This window comes from Collinsella ihumii (assembly GCF_900046475.1).
Taxonomy (GTDB): domain Bacteria; phylum Actinomycetota; class Coriobacteriia; order Coriobacteriales; family Coriobacteriaceae; genus Collinsella; species Collinsella ihumii.
In genome coordinates this window covers 57,792-76,159 of sequence record NZ_FCOU01000010.1, presented here as the reverse complement: position 1 = coordinate 76,159, position 18,368 = coordinate 57,792, and the positions used below count along the sequence as shown (strand labels likewise).

Sequence of the window (18,368 nt, the reverse complement as noted above, 5' to 3'; positions counted from 1 at the left end):
AGGAAAGGGAATGACGACCCCATGCTTTTTCATGAATAACCTCCGCCGGGTCACCGATGGGTTGGAACGAACCCGTCCCCAAATGACCCTTCGCGGCACGCTTTCCCCACCGTGCGCATATGGGCTCTGCGTTTCCGAGGGATCCTCCTGTCCCCACCCGTGCTTTTCCATAGATGAGCCCTGCCGGGTCAGTATGTCCGCAGTGGTCTAAATGAGGTTTCTAGAAAAAGTGCGCGGCAGACGAGACTGCTTCATGGGAAGGTGAAGCTATACCGATCTTGCCGCTCGGTGAGGTCTGAGTGTCTGGTCAACGTATGCGATTGCACGGTTAGCGTCTATAGCATTAACACATAAGTAAGTAAAAACATAATAGATTTATATTTCTACTTGCAGAGATATGTTTGGTGTTTGAAAGGCGGGTTAGCTGGATAGGGGGCAGGTGATTTCTCCCATAAAGGGCAGGATGTTTCGCGTGATTTCTCCCATTCGGAGTCAGGCATTGTATGCGCCTTTGTCGCGCGGCCTGTGGTGACAATTTGAGTTGTTGCGAGCATGCGAAACGTGCCCTATACTAAATAGGCCTTGGGACAAGCAGGGTCAAAGACCCCAGCTGCTCAACACCTTCGGGACGTGGCGCAGTTTGGTAGCGCGCCTGCTTTGGGAGCAGGATGTCGCAGGTTCGAATCCTGTCGTCCCGACCATATCTTGCGGGCGTAGTTCAATGGTAGAACCCCAGCCTTCCAAGCTGATGACGCGGGTTCGATTCCCGTCGCCCGCTCCAGAAAAACAGCAGGTCAGACACGGCAAACGGTCTGACCTGTTTTCTTTTTGCTATCAAGTCATGAAATCAGTCATGAAATAGTCATGAGATGGGTTGCTTGGGGACGGATTCGTTTCAACCCATTCCTTTCACCTCCGTTCATTTGCAGTTGCTACCTTTCCTGCGGTAAGTGCAAATCAGGGACACCCCTTTGGCGTGCACATCGGGCTTTCTGGGCAAGCCGGTACACGAACCGCAGAGTCCGGGTATGCGCACGGTGGGCGTCCGGCACCGCAAAACCTCAGGAAAGAGAGGGTTAATATATTATAAAAATGAATTTGGTATCAACCTTCAAGGTACTCAAGGGAAACGGACAAATAAGACAAGCTTCTGACCTGCGGTTTCTCCGAGGAGACTGCCGCGAAGGTTATCGCAGGACGTCTAGAACGCTCCGAAAACGCCCTTTTTACTGCTAAGGTTGATACCAAATTCAAATACGCGTCTCCCCACAGCTTGATAAAACCTTTCGCCAAGGTGCGGTTTCGCCGCCGGGCGGATACGGCGCATTGGCGCGATCTGGAACGCGGTCGTTTTGCCCGCCTCTGATAGACAGCTGTGAGCACGGTGGCATGGCGGAGGTTATTCATAATGAACAACTACGAGGCCGTTCTTCTTTTCCTGCAGTAACGTCGAGACGGCCTTCTACGTTCATGAACTAGGCCACCCGCTAAAAGGGCCCCGTAACTGTACCCCGAACTGCGGGAGAGGGCCCCTCGAGGGCTCCTCTCCCGCAGTTCGGGGCACAGTTACGGGGCCCTTTTAGCGGGTAATCCCGCGGTTTTGCCGATGGCCCGAAGGGGTTGTTTGGGGACGGGTTCGTTTCAACCCATTTCCTCTGCTTCTGTTGGGCACCCCGTTCCGCCCGAACCCACTTCGTTTCAAATCGTCACATCGAAACCCTCTGGCGTCCCCGCCCTTCCGGCAGGGGCGTAAGATAGTTGCGCGGTGAAACGATGGGAAAGGGGTACCGCATGTCTCAACAGCAAGCTCATGATCTTCCGACGCCCGAATGCTTGGCGCCCGCTGCCATCGAGGCCAAGGCGGAGGCCGCTGCCGTCACCAAAGCGCAGCTTCCGTTCGGCAAGGCGTTCGTGCTCGCCATGTTCGCCGGCGCGTTCATCGCGTTCGGCGGGTTGTTCTTCACGGTCTTCCTCGCCGACACCGATCTTACCTGGGGGCTGCAGCGCGTCATCGGCGGCCTGTGCTTCTGCCTCGGCCTTGTTCTCGTGCTGCTGTGCGGGGCGGAGCTGTTCACGGGCAACTCGCTCATGGTCTGCGCCCTCAAGTCGGGAAAGATCTCCGCGGGCGACCTCGTGCGTAACTGGGTGACGGTCTGGCTCGGCAACTTCGCCGGCGCGCTCGTCGTGGTGGCCCTCGTGTTTTTCGCCGGCATCTACAAGCTCAACGGCGAGACGGTCGCCGCGTCCATGGTGTCTGTCGCGGCCGGCAAGGTGACGCCTGACTGGGCCACGCTGTTCTTCCGGGGAATCCTGTGCAATATCTTCGTGTGCCTTGCCGTATGGATCGGCTTTGCGGGCAAGACTGTGGTCGACAAGGTCGTGGGCATCCTGCTTCCCATCTCCGCGTTCGTGGCCTGCGGTTTTGAGCACTGCGTGGCGAACATGTACTTTTTGCCGATGGGCGCCATGATGGTCACGAACGGCTACGGGTCGGAGATCGCCGGGACGGCCTCGCTGAATACCGGAGGCATCCTGTTCAACCTGTCAGCGGCGACGCTCGGAAACATCGTCGGCGGCGCGCTCATCGTGGCGCTCGGCTATTGGTTCGTCTATCACAAGCAGGAGTAGCCTCGGGAACGTTCTGCAAACGAGCGGTTTTGCCTAGGGCGGGTGCGTCGCGGCGTGCCCGCCTTTGCTTTGCGTCGACGGGGCCTGCCGTTCGCATCGCATGTGCATCCGCATAGCGAAAGATCGCGTCTGACGAATTGTCTGGCAATCAGATAATTTATTATTATCCTTACCGTGAGGATAATGATTGCCCGCCAGCCTGCCGCGCGGACGGGTCGAGTTGAAAGGACGACGCCCATGATCGAAATTAACTGCTTCGGCGAGACCTGCCCCAAGCCCGTGATTCGTGCCATGAAGGCGCTGCAGGACTCCGCGTCGAGCGGCTCAGTCCGCGTGCTCGTGGATAACACGGTGGCGGTCGAGAACCTCAAGCGCCTGGCGTCGAGCAAGCAGGGCGAGGTGGCGGTCGACGAGATCGAGGGCGGATGGGCCGTCGCAATCTCGGGCGTGTCCGCCCAGGCCGCCGAGAACCCCGCGGGGGATGAGGCGGCGCTCGCCGAGGCGGGCATCGCGTGCCCGGTGCCGGAGGCAGCCCCCTCAAAGCAGCAGCCGGTCACGGTCTTTGTCGGCTCTCGTGCACTCGGCCAGGGCGCGCCCGAGCTCGGGAACATCCTGATCAAGGGCCTCGTGTACGCCATGTCGCAGGCGGAGGAGCCCCCGCACCGCATCGTGTTCTTCAACGACGGCGCCGCCCTCACCTGCGAGGGCTCCGAGCTCGTCGAGGACGTGCGCGAGCTTGAGCGTCGCGGCTGCGAGGTGCTGACCTGCGGCACCTGCCTCGACTTCCACGGCCTGCGCGACAAGCTCGCCGTCGGTGGCGTCACGAATCTGTACGCCATCTCGGAGTTCGTGCTCGGTCCCGACAAGGTCGTGACGCTGTAGGTCGCGCGATCTGGGGGAACCTCGGCATGATCTACCTGAACAACGCTGCGACGACGATCCAGAAACCGCCCGCGGTGACCGAGGCGGTCGTGGCCGCCCTCGCTCGCGCGGCGCGTCGACAAGCGATCTGGTCGCGGCCCGGTCGGTCGCGAGCGCCCGCGTCCGGCTCGCTCGCCTCATCGGATTCGCGCATCCCGAGCGCGTCGTTTTCACGCAGAACGCCACGATGGCTCTGAATACTGCCCTGTTCGGCATGCTGCACGAGGGCGACCACGTGATCACGACCGATTTCGAGCACAACTCCGTGCTGAGGCCCCTGCACGAGCTCGAGCGCCGCGGTGTCATCGAGCTTGACTACGTGCGCGCAGACGCCAGCGGGCGGCTTCGCATGGAAGAGCTCGAGGGGCTGTTCAGGCCCACCACGCGCGCGGTTGTCGCCACGCACGCCTCGAACCTCACGGGCGCGGTAACCGATGTGCCGGAGCTCGTCCGCGCGGCGCACGGGCACGGCGCCCGGTTCGTGCTCGACGCGTCCCAGACGCTCGGCGCGCTGCCGGTCGGCATGGACGAGCTCGGCATCGACGTCCTCTGCTTCACCGGTCACAAGGCGCTCATGGGCCCGCAGGGCACCGGCGGCCTTGCGGTCGTGCCGGACCTGGAGCTCGCTCCGCTCGTTCACGGGGGCACCGGCGTCAAGAGCGCCGATCCCTTCCAGCCGCCGAGCTACCCGGAGCATCTCGAGGCGGGGACCATGAACGCCCATGGGCTCGCGGGCCTCGATGCCGCCCTCGAGTTCCTGCTCGAGCTGGGCGTCGAGCGCGTGGCGGAGCACGATTGGAAGCTGAGGGAGCGCTTCATCCAAGGCGTCTCGTCCATCCCCGGCCTCGTCGTGTACGGCGATCGCGACGGCCGCGGGCACACCGGCGTGGTGGCCCTCAACCTCGAGGGCATCGACTCGTCGAGCCTGGCCGACCGGCTCGCCTGCGAGTACGATATCGCCACGAGGGCCGGCCTGCACTGCGCGCCGCGCATGCACGCCGCGCTCGGCACGCTCGAGCGCGGGGCGGTACGGTTCTCGTTCGGATGGTATACGACCGAAGACGATATCGATGCAGCGATTTCTGCGCTGCAGGACATCGCATGCGATCTAGGCGATGCCAGGTGATCTTCGAGCTGTGTGAAAGGGGGTCCGATGGGTCGTGTAAGGACCGAGCGCTACGTCGCCTCGTTCTCCAGCACGTTCGATGCGATGGAAGCCGAGCGCCTGTGCCGTGAGGCCGGGGTCGAGGGGCGCATCATCCCGCTGCCCGTCGAGATCGATTCCGAATGCGGCATGGCGTGGTCCATGCCGCATGACGAGGCGGTGCTCGCGGCGTTCGAGGCCTCGGTCGCCGGGCATCTCGTTCCCGAGGGCATCTACGCCCTCGTGCTGTAATCCACCCACAGCGCGGCCCCGTGCGAGCGGGCCCTTGAGGGCCTGCACGGGAGCCGGCCGCGCGCCGCGCGGGGCGCGGCGAGGAAGGAAGGTCCTATGGAAACCAAGGTCAAACTGACGAAGCTCGCCGACTGCGCCGGGTGCGGGGCCAAGGTGGGCGCAGGCGAGCTCGCGAGCCTGTTCGAGGGCTTTCCCGATATGCGCGACCCCAACCTGCTCGTGGGCTTCGACCATGCGGACGATGCGGCGGTCTACCGGCTGCGCGACGACCTCGCCATCGTGCAGACGCTCGACTTCTTCCCGCCCATCGCCGACGATCCGTTCACGTTCGGGCAGATCGCGGCGGCAAACGCCCTGTCCGACATCTACGCGATGGGCGGCCGCCCCATCACGGCGCTGAACATCATGGCGGTGCCCGAGAGCATGCCCAAAGACGCGGTGCGCGAGATACTGCGCGGCGGCGCCACCAAGGTCGCCGAGGCGGGCGCCATCGTCGCGGGCGGGCACAGCATTTACGACGATGAGCCGAAATACGGCCTGTCCGTCACCGGCGTCATCGATCCGGCAAAGCTTCTGCGCAACGACACCGCGCAGGTCGGCGACGTGCTCATCTACACCAAGCCGGTCGGTATCGGCGTGCTGACCACGGCGCTCAAAGGTGGGATCGCGGGGGAGGACGAGCGCGAGCTCGTCGAGCGGGTCATGAGCACGCTCAACCGCGCGGCGGCCGAGGCGGCGCGCCCGTATCGCGTGCACGCCTGCACCGACATCACGGGCTTCGCCGTGCTCGGGCACACACTCGAGCTGGCGCAGGGCTCCGACACCCAGGTCACGCTGGATTCGACGGCGTTCGAATTCCTGCCGGGCGTGCTCGATTACGCCGCCATGGGCATCCTCCCCGCGGGCGTGTACCGCAACCGCCGCTATGCCGAGGCCGAGGTGAGCATCGCCGATTCGGTCCCGCTGGCCGTAGCCGACGTGCTGTTCGACCCGCAGACCTCCGGCGGCCTGCTGTTCTCCGTGCATCCCGATGACGCGGACGCGCTCGAGGCCGCGCTCAAGGCGGCGTCTCCTGCCGTCCCCGCCGTCCAGCGCATCGGAGCGGTCGGGGCGTACGAGGGCGGCTCGCGCGTCATCGTGAGATAGCCTTCCAGGCATGGGTCATCTGGGGACGGGTTCGTTTCAACCCGTCCCCAGATGACCCAAAGATGTTTCGGGCGCGTAATAATGCGAAACAACCGTGAAACGTTTTTGCAACATCCGAAACCATTACGACATTTGTGAGCAGGCAAAACGCGTCTCAACAAAAATGTTCCATATACTTTGTTACGGTAAAGAAGGCTTCGCGCGTGTAGCATGGGTGCCGCATTCGAGAGGAACGAATGGAGAGGTAACCCATATGTCGTATTCTGAGAAAGTCATCGCTGAGCTTCGCGATCGCTATGCCGATCAGCCCGAATTCCTTCAGGCCGCCATCGAGGTCCTCGAGACCATCGAGCCCGCTCTCGAGGCGCATCCTGAATTCGAGGAGGCCGCCTTGCTCGAGCGCCTCGTCGAGCCCGAGCGCGTCGTGATGTTCCGCGTGCCGTGGGTCGACGACGAGGGCAAGATCCAGGTCAACCGCGGTTTCCGCGTTGAGTACAACTCCGCGCTCGGCCCCTACAAGGGCGGCCTGCGCTTCAACCCGACCGTCACGCTCGGCATGCTGAAGTTCCTCGGCTTCGAGCAGACCTTCAAGAACAGCCTGACCACGCTGCCCATGGGCGGCGGCAAGGGCGGCTCGGACTTCGATCCCAAGGGCAAGTCCAACCGCGAGGTCATGGCGTTCTGCCAGAGCTTCATGACCGAGCTCGCTCGTCACATCGGCCCCAACACCGACGTGCCCGCTGGCGACCTCGGCGTCGGCGGCCGCGAGATCGGCTACCTGTTCGGCCAGTACAAGCGCCTGAAGAACGAGTGGAGCGGCGTGCTCACCGGCAAGGGCCTCACCTTCGGCGGCTCGCTCGCCCGTACCGAGGCCACCGGCTACGGCCTCGTGTACTTCGTCGACGAGTACCTCAAGAGCTCGGGCGATTCGTTCGAGGGCAAGACCGTCGTGGTCCACGGCTCCGGCAACGTCGCCATCTACGCCATCCAGAAGGTCACCCAGCTCGGCGGCAAGGTCATCGCCGCGTCCGACACCAAGGGCTGGATCGAGGATCCCGACGGCGTCGACTACAAGGTGCTCGAGGGCATCTACAACAAGAAGCGCTCCGGCCATGATGCCGGCGTGAGCCTCGCGATGTACGTCGACGAGCGCCCGGGCGCCACGTGGCACGCCGGCGACGGCCGCGGTGTGTGGCAGCTGCCCTGCGACATCGCGCTGCCCTGCGCCCGCGAGAACACCCTGCACCTCGACGACGCGAAGGCGCTCGTGGCGAACGGCTGCAAGGTCGTCGGCGAGGGCGCGAACATGCCCACCACCCCCGATGCCACCATCTACCTGCAGAAGAACGGTGTCGCGTTCATGCCCGGCAAGGCGGCGAACGCGGGCGGCGTGCTCGTGTCCGGCCTCGAGATGAGCCAGAACGCCGAGCACCTGTCCTGGTCGTTCGAGGAGGTCGACGGCAAGCTCGAGAGCCTCATGCGCGGCATGTTCCACAACGTGGACGACACCGCGCGCGCCTATGGCCACGAGGGCGATTTCGTCACCGGCGCCAACATCGCCGGCTTCCTGAAGGTCGCCGACGCCATGATGGCCCAGGGCGTCTGCTAACGGCCCGAGGCATATCGCAGCGATTCTGCCGATCGCAACACGTCTGAGATGATGGGCGCCCCGCACCTGGTTGGTGCGGGGCGCCCATTCGTTCCGAATGCGAGGCTTTCATTCCGGCGCTGCCCGCTGCGGGCCTCTCGGTTTGTATCATGAGGACGGTCGAGAGGGCTGCGGCAGCGCGGCTCGCAACGATCGATACGTGCGAGATGGAGGGGCATATGGCTGACGAGAGGGATCGCGTGCAGGGCGAGGAGCTGTCCGACGACGAGCTGAACGAGGCTTCCGGCGGGTTCTTTGGGGCGAGGTTTCCCGTGACCTTCGTGTGCCCCGCATGCGGCAGGACGGTCGAGTACATGTTTGGCTCGACCCCGGAGTGCCGGGTGTGCCATAAGCCCATGAAGCGCATGCTCATCAACTAGGGAAGCGCCGACCGGGCTCCCGGAGTGCGTGAAGAGGCGGCTGTATCCGCCCGTATGCGAAAACGCACCTTGGTTAAAGGTTTTATCAAGGTGCGCGGGCGCTTCGTTTTGAATTTGGTATCAAATATAGGGCAATAAGGGCCGCCTGGGGGCGGTTCTGAGACTCCGGAAGAGGCCTCCGGGATCGGTCGGTCAAAGAACTCGCAGGTCACAGACTTGTCAGATATGACCGCTTGCTATTCATACTTCCCGATTTGATGCCAAATTCATTTTCAAGAAACAATGACCCCCTCTAACCTGGGGTTTTGCAGTGCGGTTTGCCCATCGCGCGCATACGGGCAGATTTCGTGTCTTACGAGAAGGGCGAAGAGGTGCCGATGACACAAAGCGGACCGTTTGGCACGCTAAAGGGGGTCTGTAAAAGGAGTTAGCGTGCCAAACGGTCCGCTTTGTGTCACAGGGCCCGCTCCGCGGAGGTAATTCATGAAAGTCCCTGTTATGCCACCGTGGATACAGGGACTCGTGCAAGCGCACCGAAGGGGTGTCCCCGGCGTGCAAAAGTGCATGCGGAAGGTACGTCCCCGATTTGCATTCCGGGCGCTCGGGGCGTTGCGGCGTCTTCCCGCAGAAAACGTCGCGACGGATTCTGCGGGAACGGCAGGGACAATCTGCATAACGGCCAATACGACATGGCCGCTCACCTCGTGGTTCTGCATAATGCTCGAATCGACATGCATATTTCGTCTGAGCTTCCCGCAGAAACCGTCGCGACGTCGAGCATGGGTTGGAAAGAACCCGTCCCCAACCAACTCAGCGAAGGAACGCTGCGATTCGTCCCGCATCCGGCATCTACCGTGCCGGGCGCCGAGTGCGGGATGAATCGCGGCGTCCCCATGGCGGGCGCGGACCCTCGCGCCCCGCGCCGGGAATCCCGATGCGAGGCGCGGGCGGCCCGTGCAACTACAGCGCGGAGGCGCCCCGTTCGCCCGTCCGGATGCGGACGACTTCCTCGACGGGTGCCACGAAGATCTTGCCGTCGCCCACCTCGCCGGTGCGCGCGGCGCTGCAGATGACCTCGATCACCTCATCTACCTGCGACTCCTGTACCACGAGGTCGAACTGCACCTTGGGGATGGTGTTAAGAAGGACTTCGGTGCCGCGCACGTACTCCTTCCACCCGTGCTGGTTGCCGCAGCCCATCACCTGGACGATGGTCATGCCGCGGACGTCTGCGGCGAACAGCGCGTCCTTCAGTGCCTCGAGCTTCTCGGCGCGAACGATCGCGGTGATTCTTTTCATTTCGCTTCCTTCCTTCTCGTTTCGTCGTTGTGTCGGCACCCGCCCCTGTGCGCGGCTTCCCCGTGCGCGGCGGCGCGTCCGAACGCGAGCGAGCGGACGCGACGGATGAGCAGGGCCGCGGGAATCGGGGATCGCATCATGGAGCGGCTCACGATCAGTCCAATCCGCTGAACGCCGGGTACGCGCTCTCGCCGTGCTCGGCGACGTCGAGGCCCAGCGCCTCGACGGCTTCGTCCACCCTGACCTTACCGCCCATCAGCGCGCGCACGACGAAGGCGATGACGAGGTCGAGCGCAACCACGATGACCAGGGTCACCGCGATGCCGAGGATCTGGTCGATGAGCAGCGCGGGGTCGCCGGTGTAGATGAGGCCGCCGTGCTCGGTCCACGAGAGCTCGGGCACGCAGAACAGGCCCGTGAGTACGCCGCCCAGGATGCCGCCCACCCCGTGGCAGCCGAACGCATCGAGCGCGTCGTCATAGCCGAAGCGGGCCTTGAGGTGCGAGATGGCCAGGTAGCACACGGGGGACACGATGGCGCCCATGACGAGAGCCGCCCAGGGCTCGACGAAGCCGGCGCCCGGCGTGACCACCACGAGGCCCGCCACCAAACCGGTGCTCGCGCCCACGAGGGTGGGTTTGCCGGTGCAGACGCGCTCGACCACCATCCACGAGGCCAGGCCCGCGGCGCTCGCGGTCACCGTGTTGAGCACCGCCAGCGCGGCGATGCCGTCGGCCGCGAAGGCGGAACCGCCGTTGAAGCCGAACCAGCCGAACCACAGCAGCCCAGCGCCGAGGGCGACGAACGGCACGTTGTGCGGACGGTAGCTCATGACGCCGAATCCGCGGCGCCCGCCCACCATGAGGCAGAGGATGAGGCCGGTCACGCCCGAGGAGATGTGCACGACGTCGCCGCCCGCGAAATCGAGGGCTCCGATGACGTCACCGATGAGCGATCCGTCGCCGCCCCAGACCATATGGGCGAGCGGCGCGTAGACCACGAGCACCCAGATGCCCATGAACAGGGCGATGAACCCGAAGCGCGCGCGTCCGGCGAGCGAGCCGGTCACGATCGCCGAGGTGATCATGGCGAAGGCCATCTGGAAGGCGATATCGACGACGCCGGGGTAGGTCGCGTCGGCGGGCGGGTTGCTCGTCTCGGCGAGCAGGTCGGATACGGTCGGCAACGCGAGCATCTGGTCAAAGCCCCCGAAGAACGAGAGCGAGCCGTCGCCGCCGTAGGCGAACGACCAGCCCGCGACAACCCATAGGATGCCGACGAGCCCGATGATGCCGAAGCACATGAGCATCGTGTTCACGACGTTCTTCCGGCGCGCCAGGCCGCCGTAGAAGAACGCCAGGCCCGGTGTCATGAGGAACACGAGCATGGTGCAGACGAGCATGAAGGCAGTGGAGCCGCTGTCGAACATGGTCACTCCTTTGTTCGGATGTGCAGGACGCGGCCATGATGGCATGGGGTCTTAGCGAATCCGGGAGCTGGATTTCGAAAACCCGAATCGTAACCGGTGCGAATCCTTCTCGCATCCGGCCGGAAACCGAACCGCAACGTTGGAAACGAGGATTTATCGCAGCAGGTACTTTTTTGGGCCATCGGTCGGGGCCGTCGGGGATGGGGTCGTTTTTTGCCAACTTCGGCACCCGGCGCACCGAGAGGCGCACGGTCGGGCGCGTATTTTGTGCTTGCACCGACGCATGGGCGCATATGTTGTGTCGCTCCGCTACACTTATCGGGTTCTGTCAAGGAATCGACCTATCTTGAGGGATGGGGGAGGAATGCTCAGATTCGGAAGATACGTCCGGGCGGCGAACGTCGAGGACGCCCTCGAGGTGCTCCGCTTCCGCAAGGGGGCGCAGGTCATGGGAGGCGGTATGTGGATGCGCCTGTCCGACCGCACCGTGCCCTGCGTGATCGATCTGTCGGACTGCGGTCTCGACAAGATCGAGGAGACCGAGGACGAGTACCGTATCGGTGCCTACGTGACGCTGCGCGACCTCGAGTGCGCGGCGGATTTCAACTACCGTACGGGAAACGTGCTCAACGCAGCGGTCCACGACATCGTGGGCGTGCAGTTCCGCCAGCTCGCGACCGTCGGCGGCAGCGTGTTCGGGCGCTTCGGCTTCTCGGATGTGATCTGCGCGCTGCTCGCGCTCGACTCTGAGGTCGAGCTCGTCGGAGCCGGCCGCGTTCCCCTCGCCACCTTCATCGATATGCCCTACGAGCTCGACGTCCTGACCCACGTCATCGTGAAGAAGCACGACTACCTGGCGTCCTATCAGTGCCTGCGCAAGGCGGCGACCGATTTTTCGACCATCAACGTGTGCGCGGCGCGCTGGGACGGCACCTGGCACGTCGCCGTCGGATCTCGTCCGGCGAAGGCGCGCCTGCTTGCCGGCGAGGCGCTCGGCGTGAGCTCTGCCGAGCCGACCGCCGATGAGATCGCGCGCGCCGTCGAGGCGGTCCGCGGCCTTGCCTACAGTTCCAACATGTGGGGTTCCGAGCGCTACCGCCGTCACCTTGCCGGCGCGCTCACGGCCCGTTCCATCGTACAGGCGGCACACTACGCCTCGACCGAGGCTTACCAGGCGGCGCTTGCCGCGTGCACCCGCGAGGAGGCGATTCGATGAGCGGAAAGCTGATGGATGTCACGATCAACCTGAACGGCAAGAAGGTCGCCGCCGAGGTGGCGCCCGACATGTCGCTGCTCGCCTTCGTGCGCGACCACGGCTGCAAATCCGTGAAGTGTGCCTGCGAGACGACGAACTGCGGCCTGTGCACGGTGTGGCTCGACGGCCGCGCGGTGCTGTCGTGCGCCGTGCCTATGGCGCGCGCGAACGGCCACGCCGTCACCACGCTCGAGGGCCTGCAGGAGCAGTCCGCCGATTTTGCCCGCTGCATGGCCGAGGAGGGCGCCGAGCAGTGCGGATTCTGCTCCCCGGGCCTCATCATGAACGTGCTCGCCATGGAGCGCGAGATCCGCGAGCGCGCCGAGGCGGCGGGCGAGCAGGCGTATATGCCCACCGATGCCGACATGGACTCCTATCTCGCCGGCAACCTGTGCCGCTGCACGGGATACACGAGCCAGCGCCGCGCCATCCGCCGCTATATGGCGAGCCGCTTCGAGTCGGCGCCGGCGCCCGAGGGCGCGTGGGCGGGAACCATCGTCTCCGGAGAGGGGGAGTAGCCCATGAGCATGATCGTCACGCGGGAAAGCGAGCGCGAAAACCTCACCCACGTCGGCTCCCGCGCCGTGAAGCGCGACGCCGCGGCGCTTCTGTCCGGCAAGCCCCTGTTCACGAACGACCTCGCCCCGGCGGACGTGCTGAGCGTCAAGATTCTGCACAGCCCGCACGCCTTCGCCCGCATCCGCGACATCGACACGTCGCGCGCGGAGAAGGTGCCCGGCGTGGTCGCCGTCTACACCTATAGGGACGTCCCCGACCGCCGCTTCACGCTCGCCGGCCAGTCCTATCCCGAGGCGAGCCCCTACGACCGCCTGATCCTCGACCGGACCGTGCGCTACGTGGGCGACGAGGTCGCCATCGTCGCCGCCGAGAACGATGACGCCGCCGCCCGCGCGCTCAAGCTCATCAAGGTCGACTACGAGGTCATGGAGCCCGTGCTCGACTTCACGAAGGCGAAGAACAACCCCATCGTCATCCACACCGAGGACAACTACCACGTCAACGGCGCATGGATCAACAACGACCGCATGCACAACGTCGTGGCCTCCGGCCTCTCGGAGCACGGGGACCTCGACACCGCCTTCGCGCAGGCCGACATCGTGGTGGACGAGACCTACCACACGCTTGCGGACAACCAGGGCATGATGGAGACGTTCCGCTCCTTCGCCGAGCTCGACGCCTACGGCCGCATCACGGTGACCTCCTCCACGCAGGTGCCCTTCCACGTGCGCCGCATGGTGGCCAACGCCCTCGACATCCCGCAGTCGCGCGTGCGCGTGATTAAGCCGCGCATCGGCGGCGGCTTCGGCGCCAAGCAGAGCGGCTGCAACGAGATCTTCTGCGCGTTCGTCACCTACAAGACCGGGCGCCCCTCCAAGATCGTCTACACGCGCGAGGAGACGTTCAGCTCGTCCAACTCGCGCCACGAGATGCGGATGCACGTGCGCCTCGGCGCCAAAAACGACGGCACGATCGTGGCGATCGACCTGTATACGCTCTCCAACCAGGGCGCATACGGCGAGCACGGCCCCACGACGGTCGGCCTGTCCGGCCACAAGAGCCTGCCGCTGTACAACCGCGCGCTGGCGAGCCGGTTCGCCTTCGACGTCGTGTACTCCAACACCATGCCCGCCGGGGCCTACCGCGGCTACGGCGCCACGCAGGGCCTGTTCGCCGTCGAGTCGGCCGTCAACGAGCTGGCGGACCGCCTGGGCATGGACCCCTGCGAGCTGCGCCTCAAGAACCTCGTCCAGGAGGGCGAGCGCCTGGCCCAGTACGACGACAACGTGCTGTACTCGTGCGGCGTGTCGGCGTGCCTCGAGCGCGCGATGGAGATGATCGGCTGGAAGGACAAGCCGCTCCGTCGCGACCTGGGCGACCGCGTGCGCGCGCTCGGCTGCGCGCTGTCCATGCAGGGTTCCGCCATCGCGCGCATCGACATCGGCTCGGTCGACCTGCGCCTGGAGGAGACCGGCTTCTATACGCTCTCCATCGGCGCGACCGATATGGGAACCGGCTGTGACACCATCTTGGCCCAGTTCGCCGCCGAGGCGCTGCGCTGCGACACCGACCGCATCGTCGTGCACGGCGTCGACACGGACGTGTCGCCGTTCGACACCGGCTCGTATGCGAGCGCTTCGACCTACCTGACCGGCATGGCCGTGGTGAAGGCCGCAGAAAAGCTCATCGCCGAGCTGCGCCGCCGTGCCGCGGGCTTCATGGGCGTGGACGCCGCCGACGTGCTGTTCGATGGCGACGAGCTGCTGGCGTTCGAGCCCGGCGTGCTCGATATCGACGGCGTGGAGGCCGATCGCCCCGAGTTCACGGACATCGACGACGACATCGACGCGATCGCGCGCTCCTACCGCGTGGCCCAGGAGGCGCCCGATGCCGAGCCGGTGGCGCGCATGGCGCTCGCCGAGCTCGCCAACAAGCTCGTGGCGGGCGGCGACGGCGACTGCCTGACGGCGCATGCTGCCGCGAGCTCGCCCACGAGCCCGCCGCCCTTCATGAGCGGCATCGCCGAGGTCGATGTCGACAAGGCGACCGGCAAGGTCACGGTCGTCGATTACGTGAGCGTTGTCGACTGCGGCACGGTCGTGAACGAGAACCTCGCCCGCGTGCAGGCCGAAGGCGGCATCGGCCAGGGCATCGGCATGGCGCTCACCGAGGACGTGCAGTACAGCGACCGCGGCCGCATGCGCACCCGCTCGTTCATGAGCTACAAGGTGCCCACGCGCCTCGATGTGCCGAACATCCGCGTGGAGTTCGCGCCGAGCTACGAGCCGACCGGCCCGTTCGGCGCCAAGTCCATCGGAGAGGTCGTCATCAACACGCCGAGCCCGGCCATCGCGAGCGCCGTGGCGCACGCCACCGGCAACTATGTGCGCACGCTGCCGATCACGCCCGAGAAGGCGCTGTTCGGAGAGTAGGGGTCCCGGGGCCGCAGAGCAGATGGGTTTTGCCGTTCTGCGGCCCCAATGGGTTGAAACGAACCCGTCCCCACATATGTTCATCGGACTGTCAATAGGCAATATTCCGCCGGCCCCCGGGTAGCTGGCCCGGGGGCCGGCTTCCCCCACCCCCGCCGGCGGGCCGCGGGCGTGTCCTCGAACCGGGGCCCGGCGGCCCCGGGGAACCTCGGACGCCCAACGCGTTCCACTCACAGAATCGCGGATGCCGGGGAGGGCCCCGGCCCGCAGTACGGCTCTCTTCGGTGCGGGCAGTGTCGCAGCCCCCGCCTCGCGGCGGGGAGTCAACGGACGCGCATGGCCCGGCGGCGGGCTGCCGCGGGGCCGCGCATGGGGACGGACGCGAGTTGCCCCGCGCGCCGCGGGCCCGGCCGGCGGAGGGGACGGCCCTATCTCGCGCCGCGCGCTAGGCGGCGGCGAGCTCGCGCTGCACCTGCAGGCCTATCGCCCAGATCCAGCGCGCCATCTCGCTCACGACCGCCACCCTGGCGACGTTGGCGTGCTTGCCGGCGCCCCTGAGGCGCTCGTAGCGCCGCCGGAGCCGCTCGTTGGCGGCTGCGGCCATCTCCTCGACCGCGGGGGACACCTCGTGGCCCGGGCGCACGCGCTTCGGGCGCCCGTTCCGGCGCGGCATCGAGGCCGCGCCCTCGACGAGCGCGCGGCGCAGGCGCGAGCTGCCCTCCTTGGTGATCGGGCCCCGGCGGTCGGCCTCGCCGCTGGAGCTCTCCGAGGCGGTGCACCCGATCCAGCGGGAGACGGCCCTGCCGCTGCGGAACCGCGAGAAGTCCCCGAACTCGGCGCACGCGAGGAAGGCGGTCTGCACGTCGACGCCCTTGAGGCGGACGAGCGCGTCCACGTAGGGCCGCCACCTGCGCCCCGCCTCGCCCCAGCCCCGCCCGGAGCCCGGCGGCCTCGCGCTCGAGGCGCTCGACCGCGCCGAACTCCATCTCGAGCGCCCTGTTCGACAGGGCGTCGCCCAGGTCGCGCGACAGCGCCCACCTGCGCCACTCCCGCGTCCACGTCTTCCTCAGGTTGCCGGAGGGCGTCCTCTCGCACCAGGCGAACCCGTGCTTGAGCAGCAGCATGCTCACGCGCTGCCTGGCGGAGCGGACGTCCCGGGCGGCCGCGTCGGCGGCCCGGGCGAGGTCGCGGGCGCCCTCGGTCTGCGGGTCGGGGACCCACACGTAGGAGACGTCGCTGGCGGGGTTGCACATCTCGCGCAGCACGACGGCGGCGTCGCGCCTGTCGTTCTTGTGGCGCCTGTCCCTCGGGGAGCGCGGCATAGTGGAGACGGCGACCACGCCGCAGGCGACGCCGGCCCCCTCCAGGAACCGGCTCAGCCAGAAGCCCGTGCAGCCGGACTCGTACGCGCACCTCACCGGCTGGGGGAGCCCCCTCAGCCACTCGAGCAGGGCGCGCTCGAAGCCCTCCCCGCGGAACGTGCCCGACCAGCACTCGCCTGTGTCGGGCCTCAGCGCCCTGCAGGACACGCTGCGCGCGTGCACGTCCATGCCGACCTGGGTGGTATACTCGCTCATCGGGAAGCCCCCTTCTCTCTGTGGCCCTGGCGGCCGCCTTGCTGACACGAGACGATGCTAACCCACGCTCCGAGCGACGGGGCTTCCCCCTCGGCCAGGGGCGGCTGCGACCTGGTCACCCGATGAACATATCGTCAACCAACCCCTTCATGTGCGCGGAACGTGAGCGTAGGCAACCCGAAAAGCTTCATCGCCCGCGTGCAGGCGCTATCTGCTATCATTCATAAACTGTGCGCAAATAGGCGGGCGTGGCGGAATTGGTAGACGCGCTGGATTTAGGTTCCAGTGGGCTTCCCGTGAAGGTTCGAGTCCTTTCGCCCGCACCATTTTCGCCGTATCAACCGGTTACAAGGGCTATCGGCACCCTGACCATGCCGACAGTATGTAAGAGGAGGAACGTTGAACATCACTTCTGACGTGAAGGACGCAAAGCTCACCGCGACGGTCACCATTCCGGCCGCCGACGTCGACGCTGCCATCAAGAAGGCCTACCGTGAGGCTGCCAAGAAATACCGCTTCCCGGGCTTCCGCGCTGGTCATGCTCCTCGTCCCGTCATCGACAACATGCTCGGTGCCCAGGCCGTGCTGGCTCAGGCCACCAACGACCTGATCGGCGCCAACGAGGCCGACGTCCTGAACGAGCTCGACATCGTCCCGGTCAAGGCCGGCAACTACGACAACGTCGACAACATCGTCGCGGACCACGAGGACTACGTCTACACCATCGAGTTCCAGCTGCGCCCCAGCTGCGAGCTCACCTCCTACGATCCCGTCGAGATCGAGATGCCTCCCGCGGAGGTCACCGAGGGCGAGATCGACGCCCAGATCGAGATGCTCATGGGCTATCACGCCACCTTCAACGACGCTGAGCGCGCCGTCCAGAACGGCGATTACGTCACCGTCGACATCGAGAACGTCAAGAACGCCGAGGCGCTCGCCGGCGAGGGCCGCATGATCGTGGTCGGCTCCGGCAACCTGCCCGCCGCCTTCGACGAGGGCCTGGTCGGCATGAACGTCGACGAGACCAAGGAGATCTCTTGGACCCCCGAGGTCGAGGGCGCCGAGGAGGCCTCCGTCAAGGTGACCGTCAAGAGCGTGAAGGAGCGCGTCCTGCCCGAGCTCACCGACGAGTTCGCCAAGGAGTCCTTCGGCTTCGACGACATCGCCGCCATGCGCGACGCCGTCAAGACCGAGCTCGATGCCGACAAGTCCTCCAAGCTCCCGGGCATCAAGGAGAACCGCGCCGTCGCCAAGCTGGCCGAGCGTCTTGAGCTCGAGAAGGTCGACGAGGACTACGAGCAGTCCGTGTTCTCCGAGCTGGGCCAGAACTTCCTGCAGAGCCTGTCCGGCCGCGGCATGACGCTCGACTCCTGGCTGAAGATGTCCAACATGTCCACCGAGGCCTTCCTCGCCGACCTGCATCACCAGGCCGACGACGTCGCCCGCGAGTCCCTCGCCCTCGACGCGCTGGCCCGCCAGCTCAACATCGAGGTCACCGACGAGGACGTCGACGCCGAGTTCGAGCGCGCCGGCATCCAGGATGTCGCCGCCTCCAAGGCCGCGTTCCTCTCCGAGGGCCGCATGCCCGCCGTCCGCGACTCCATCCGCCGCTCCAAGGCCGTTGACTGGCTGGTCGACACCGCGGTCGTCACCGAGGTCGACGAGTTCGCCAAGAAGGACGACGCCGAGGCTGACGCCGAGTAACATCTGCCCCCAGGTGGGTATCATACCGGGGTAA

Annotated in this window: 15 protein-coding genes, 3 tRNA genes and 1 pseudogene; 14 read left to right on the top strand and 5 right to left on the bottom strand. The window is 65.7% G+C overall.

The window, feature by feature from the left end; all coding sequences use genetic code 11:
• Window positions 1-624: 624 nt before the first annotated feature.
• The 4 genes from BN3789_RS08350 (at window position 625) to yedF (ending at window position 3,510) form a co-directional block, all read left to right on the top strand.
• Window positions 625-701: transfer RNA gene (locus BN3789_RS08350), tRNA-Pro, on the top strand.
• Between the two features lie 6 nt (window positions 702-707).
• Window positions 708-781 (top strand) — tRNA-Gly (locus BN3789_RS08345).
• A 1,010-nt stretch (window positions 782-1,791) separates the two neighbouring features.
• Window positions 1,792-2,628: a formate/nitrite transporter family protein gene (locus BN3789_RS08340; RefSeq protein ID WP_066832822.1), complete on the top strand. Its 837-nt coding sequence runs from the start codon at window positions 1,792-1,794 to the stop codon at window positions 2,626-2,628.
• A gap of 237 nt (window positions 2,629-2,865) precedes the next feature.
• Window positions 2,866-3,510, top strand: coding sequence for a sulfurtransferase-like selenium metabolism protein YedF (gene yedF / locus BN3789_RS08335; RefSeq protein WP_066832819.1), 645 nt, complete (start codon window positions 2,866-2,868; stop codon window positions 3,508-3,510).
• A gap of 31 nt (window positions 3,511-3,541) precedes the next feature.
• On the opposite strand, the gene BN3789_RS13275 is transcribed toward yedF, so the two are convergent.
• Window positions 3,542-3,703: a hypothetical protein gene (locus BN3789_RS13275; RefSeq protein WP_229254282.1), complete on the bottom strand. Its 162-nt coding sequence runs from the start codon at window positions 3,701-3,703 to the stop codon at window positions 3,542-3,544.
• Between BN3789_RS13275 and BN3789_RS08330 the strand changes: the two genes are divergently transcribed.
• The 5 genes from BN3789_RS08330 to BN3789_RS08310 all read left to right on the top strand — a co-directional run bounded on the left by BN3789_RS08330 (window position 3,638) and on the right by BN3789_RS08310 (window position 8,119).
• On the top strand, window positions 3,638-4,675 hold the full coding sequence (locus tag BN3789_RS08330) for an aminotransferase class V-fold PLP-dependent enzyme (RefSeq protein WP_229254295.1): 1,038 nt from the start codon (window positions 3,638-3,640) through the stop codon (window positions 4,673-4,675). The genes BN3789_RS13275 and BN3789_RS08330 overlap by 66 nt on opposite strands.
• 27 nt (window positions 4,676-4,702) lie before the next feature.
• A complete protein-coding gene (locus BN3789_RS08325; protein WP_066832816.1) occupies window positions 4,703-4,945 on the top strand; it encodes a putative Se/S carrier protein in 243 nt (80 codons plus the stop codon).
• 96 nt (window positions 4,946-5,041) lie between these two features.
• Window positions 5,042-6,091 (top strand): selenide, water dikinase SelD, encoded by a 1,050-nt coding sequence (selD, locus tag BN3789_RS08320; RefSeq protein WP_066832813.1) that lies wholly within the window; start codon window positions 5,042-5,044, stop codon window positions 6,089-6,091.
• Window positions 6,092-6,344: 253 nt separating this feature from the next.
• On the top strand, window positions 6,345-7,700 hold the full coding sequence (gene gdhA, locus BN3789_RS08315; protein ID WP_066832810.1) for an NADP-specific glutamate dehydrogenase: 1,356 nt from the start codon (window positions 6,345-6,347) through the stop codon (window positions 7,698-7,700).
• Window positions 7,701-7,918: 218 nt separating this feature from the next.
• Window positions 7,919-8,119, top strand: a complete 201-nt coding sequence (locus tag BN3789_RS08310; RefSeq protein ID WP_066832807.1) for a hypothetical protein — start codon at window positions 7,919-7,921, stop codon at window positions 8,117-8,119.
• Between the two features lie 960 nt (window positions 8,120-9,079).
• Here BN3789_RS08310 and BN3789_RS08305 read toward each other — a convergent pair.
• Both BN3789_RS08305 and BN3789_RS08300 read right to left on the bottom strand, forming a co-directional pair.
• Complete coding sequence (locus BN3789_RS08305) at window positions 9,080-9,418, bottom strand: P-II family nitrogen regulator (RefSeq protein ID WP_066832802.1); 339 nt, start codon at window positions 9,416-9,418, stop codon at window positions 9,080-9,082.
• A gap of 154 nt (window positions 9,419-9,572) precedes the next feature.
• Window positions 9,573-10,847, bottom strand: coding sequence for an ammonium transporter (locus tag BN3789_RS08300; RefSeq protein WP_066832800.1), 1,275 nt, complete (start codon window positions 10,845-10,847; stop codon window positions 9,573-9,575).
• Window positions 10,848-11,211: 364 nt separating this feature from the next.
• On the opposite strand from BN3789_RS08300, the gene BN3789_RS08295 reads away from it, so the two are divergent.
• The 3 genes from BN3789_RS08295 to BN3789_RS08285 are packed head-to-tail and all read left to right on the top strand — an operon-like array spanning window position 11,212 to window position 15,053.
• The gene (locus BN3789_RS08295) at window positions 11,212-12,063 is read left to right on the top strand and encodes an FAD binding domain-containing protein (RefSeq protein WP_066832797.1); all 852 of its coding nucleotides are present in this window, start codon (window positions 11,212-11,214) and stop codon (window positions 12,061-12,063) included.
• Complete coding sequence (locus BN3789_RS08290; protein WP_202615105.1) at window positions 12,060-12,620, top strand: (2Fe-2S)-binding protein; 561 nt, start codon at window positions 12,060-12,062, stop codon at window positions 12,618-12,620. The genes BN3789_RS08295 and BN3789_RS08290 overlap by 4 nt, the downstream gene beginning before the upstream one ends.
• Window positions 12,621-12,623: 3 nt before the next feature.
• On the top strand, window positions 12,624-15,053 hold the full coding sequence (locus BN3789_RS08285; RefSeq protein WP_202615104.1) for a xanthine dehydrogenase family protein molybdopterin-binding subunit: 2,430 nt from the start codon (window positions 12,624-12,626) through the stop codon (window positions 15,051-15,053).
• A gap of 445 nt (window positions 15,054-15,498) precedes the next feature.
• Here BN3789_RS08285 and BN3789_RS08280 read toward each other — a convergent pair whose 3' ends face one another.
• Together BN3789_RS08280 and BN3789_RS13510 are read right to left on the bottom strand one after the other, a co-directional pair.
• The gene (locus tag BN3789_RS08280; protein ID WP_066832794.1) at window positions 15,499-15,948 is read right to left on the bottom strand and encodes a transposase; all 450 of its coding nucleotides are present in this window, start codon (window positions 15,946-15,948) and stop codon (window positions 15,499-15,501) included.
• Window positions 15,949-16,177: 229 nt separating this feature from the next.
• Window positions 16,178-16,603 (bottom strand): annotated as a pseudogene (locus tag BN3789_RS13510) (IS110 family transposase); the annotation flags it as partial.
• A gap of 269 nt (window positions 16,604-16,872) precedes the next feature.
• On the opposite strand from BN3789_RS13510, the gene BN3789_RS08270 reads away from it, so the two are divergent.
• A tRNA-Leu gene (locus BN3789_RS08270) sits at window positions 16,873-16,956 on the top strand.
• A gap of 73 nt (window positions 16,957-17,029) precedes the next feature.
• Window positions 17,030-18,334: a trigger factor gene (tig, locus tag BN3789_RS08265; protein ID WP_066832788.1), complete on the top strand. Its 1,305-nt coding sequence runs from the start codon at window positions 17,030-17,032 to the stop codon at window positions 18,332-18,334.
• The last annotated feature ends 34 nt before the right edge of the window (window positions 18,335-18,368 follow it).

Coding starts and splice junctions, on each gene's coding strand:
- BN3789_RS08340 (WP_066832822.1), top strand. CDS start 1,792: ATGTCTCAACAGCAAGCTCATGATCTTCCGACGCCCGAATGCTTGGCG.
- yedF (WP_066832819.1), top strand. CDS start 2,866: ATGATCGAAATTAACTGCTTCGGCGAGACCTGCCCCAAGCCCGTGATT.
- BN3789_RS13275 (WP_229254282.1), bottom strand. CDS start 3,703: ATGCGCGAATCCGATGAGGCGAGCGAGCCGGACGCGGGCGCTCGCGAC.
- BN3789_RS08325 (WP_066832816.1), top strand. CDS start 4,703: ATGGGTCGTGTAAGGACCGAGCGCTACGTCGCCTCGTTCTCCAGCACG.
- selD (WP_066832813.1), top strand. CDS start 5,042: ATGGAAACCAAGGTCAAACTGACGAAGCTCGCCGACTGCGCCGGGTGC.
- gdhA (WP_066832810.1), top strand. CDS start 6,345: ATGTCGTATTCTGAGAAAGTCATCGCTGAGCTTCGCGATCGCTATGCC.
- BN3789_RS08310 (WP_066832807.1), top strand. CDS start 7,919: ATGGCTGACGAGAGGGATCGCGTGCAGGGCGAGGAGCTGTCCGACGAC.
- BN3789_RS08305 (WP_066832802.1), bottom strand. CDS start 9,418: ATGAAAAGAATCACCGCGATCGTTCGCGCCGAGAAGCTCGAGGCACTG.
- BN3789_RS08300 (WP_066832800.1), bottom strand. CDS start 10,847: ATGTTCGACAGCGGCTCCACTGCCTTCATGCTCGTCTGCACCATGCTC.
- BN3789_RS08295 (WP_066832797.1), top strand. CDS start 11,212: ATGCTCAGATTCGGAAGATACGTCCGGGCGGCGAACGTCGAGGACGCC.
- BN3789_RS08290 (WP_202615105.1), top strand. CDS start 12,060: ATGAGCGGAAAGCTGATGGATGTCACGATCAACCTGAACGGCAAGAAG.
- BN3789_RS08285 (WP_202615104.1), top strand. CDS start 12,624: ATGAGCATGATCGTCACGCGGGAAAGCGAGCGCGAAAACCTCACCCAC.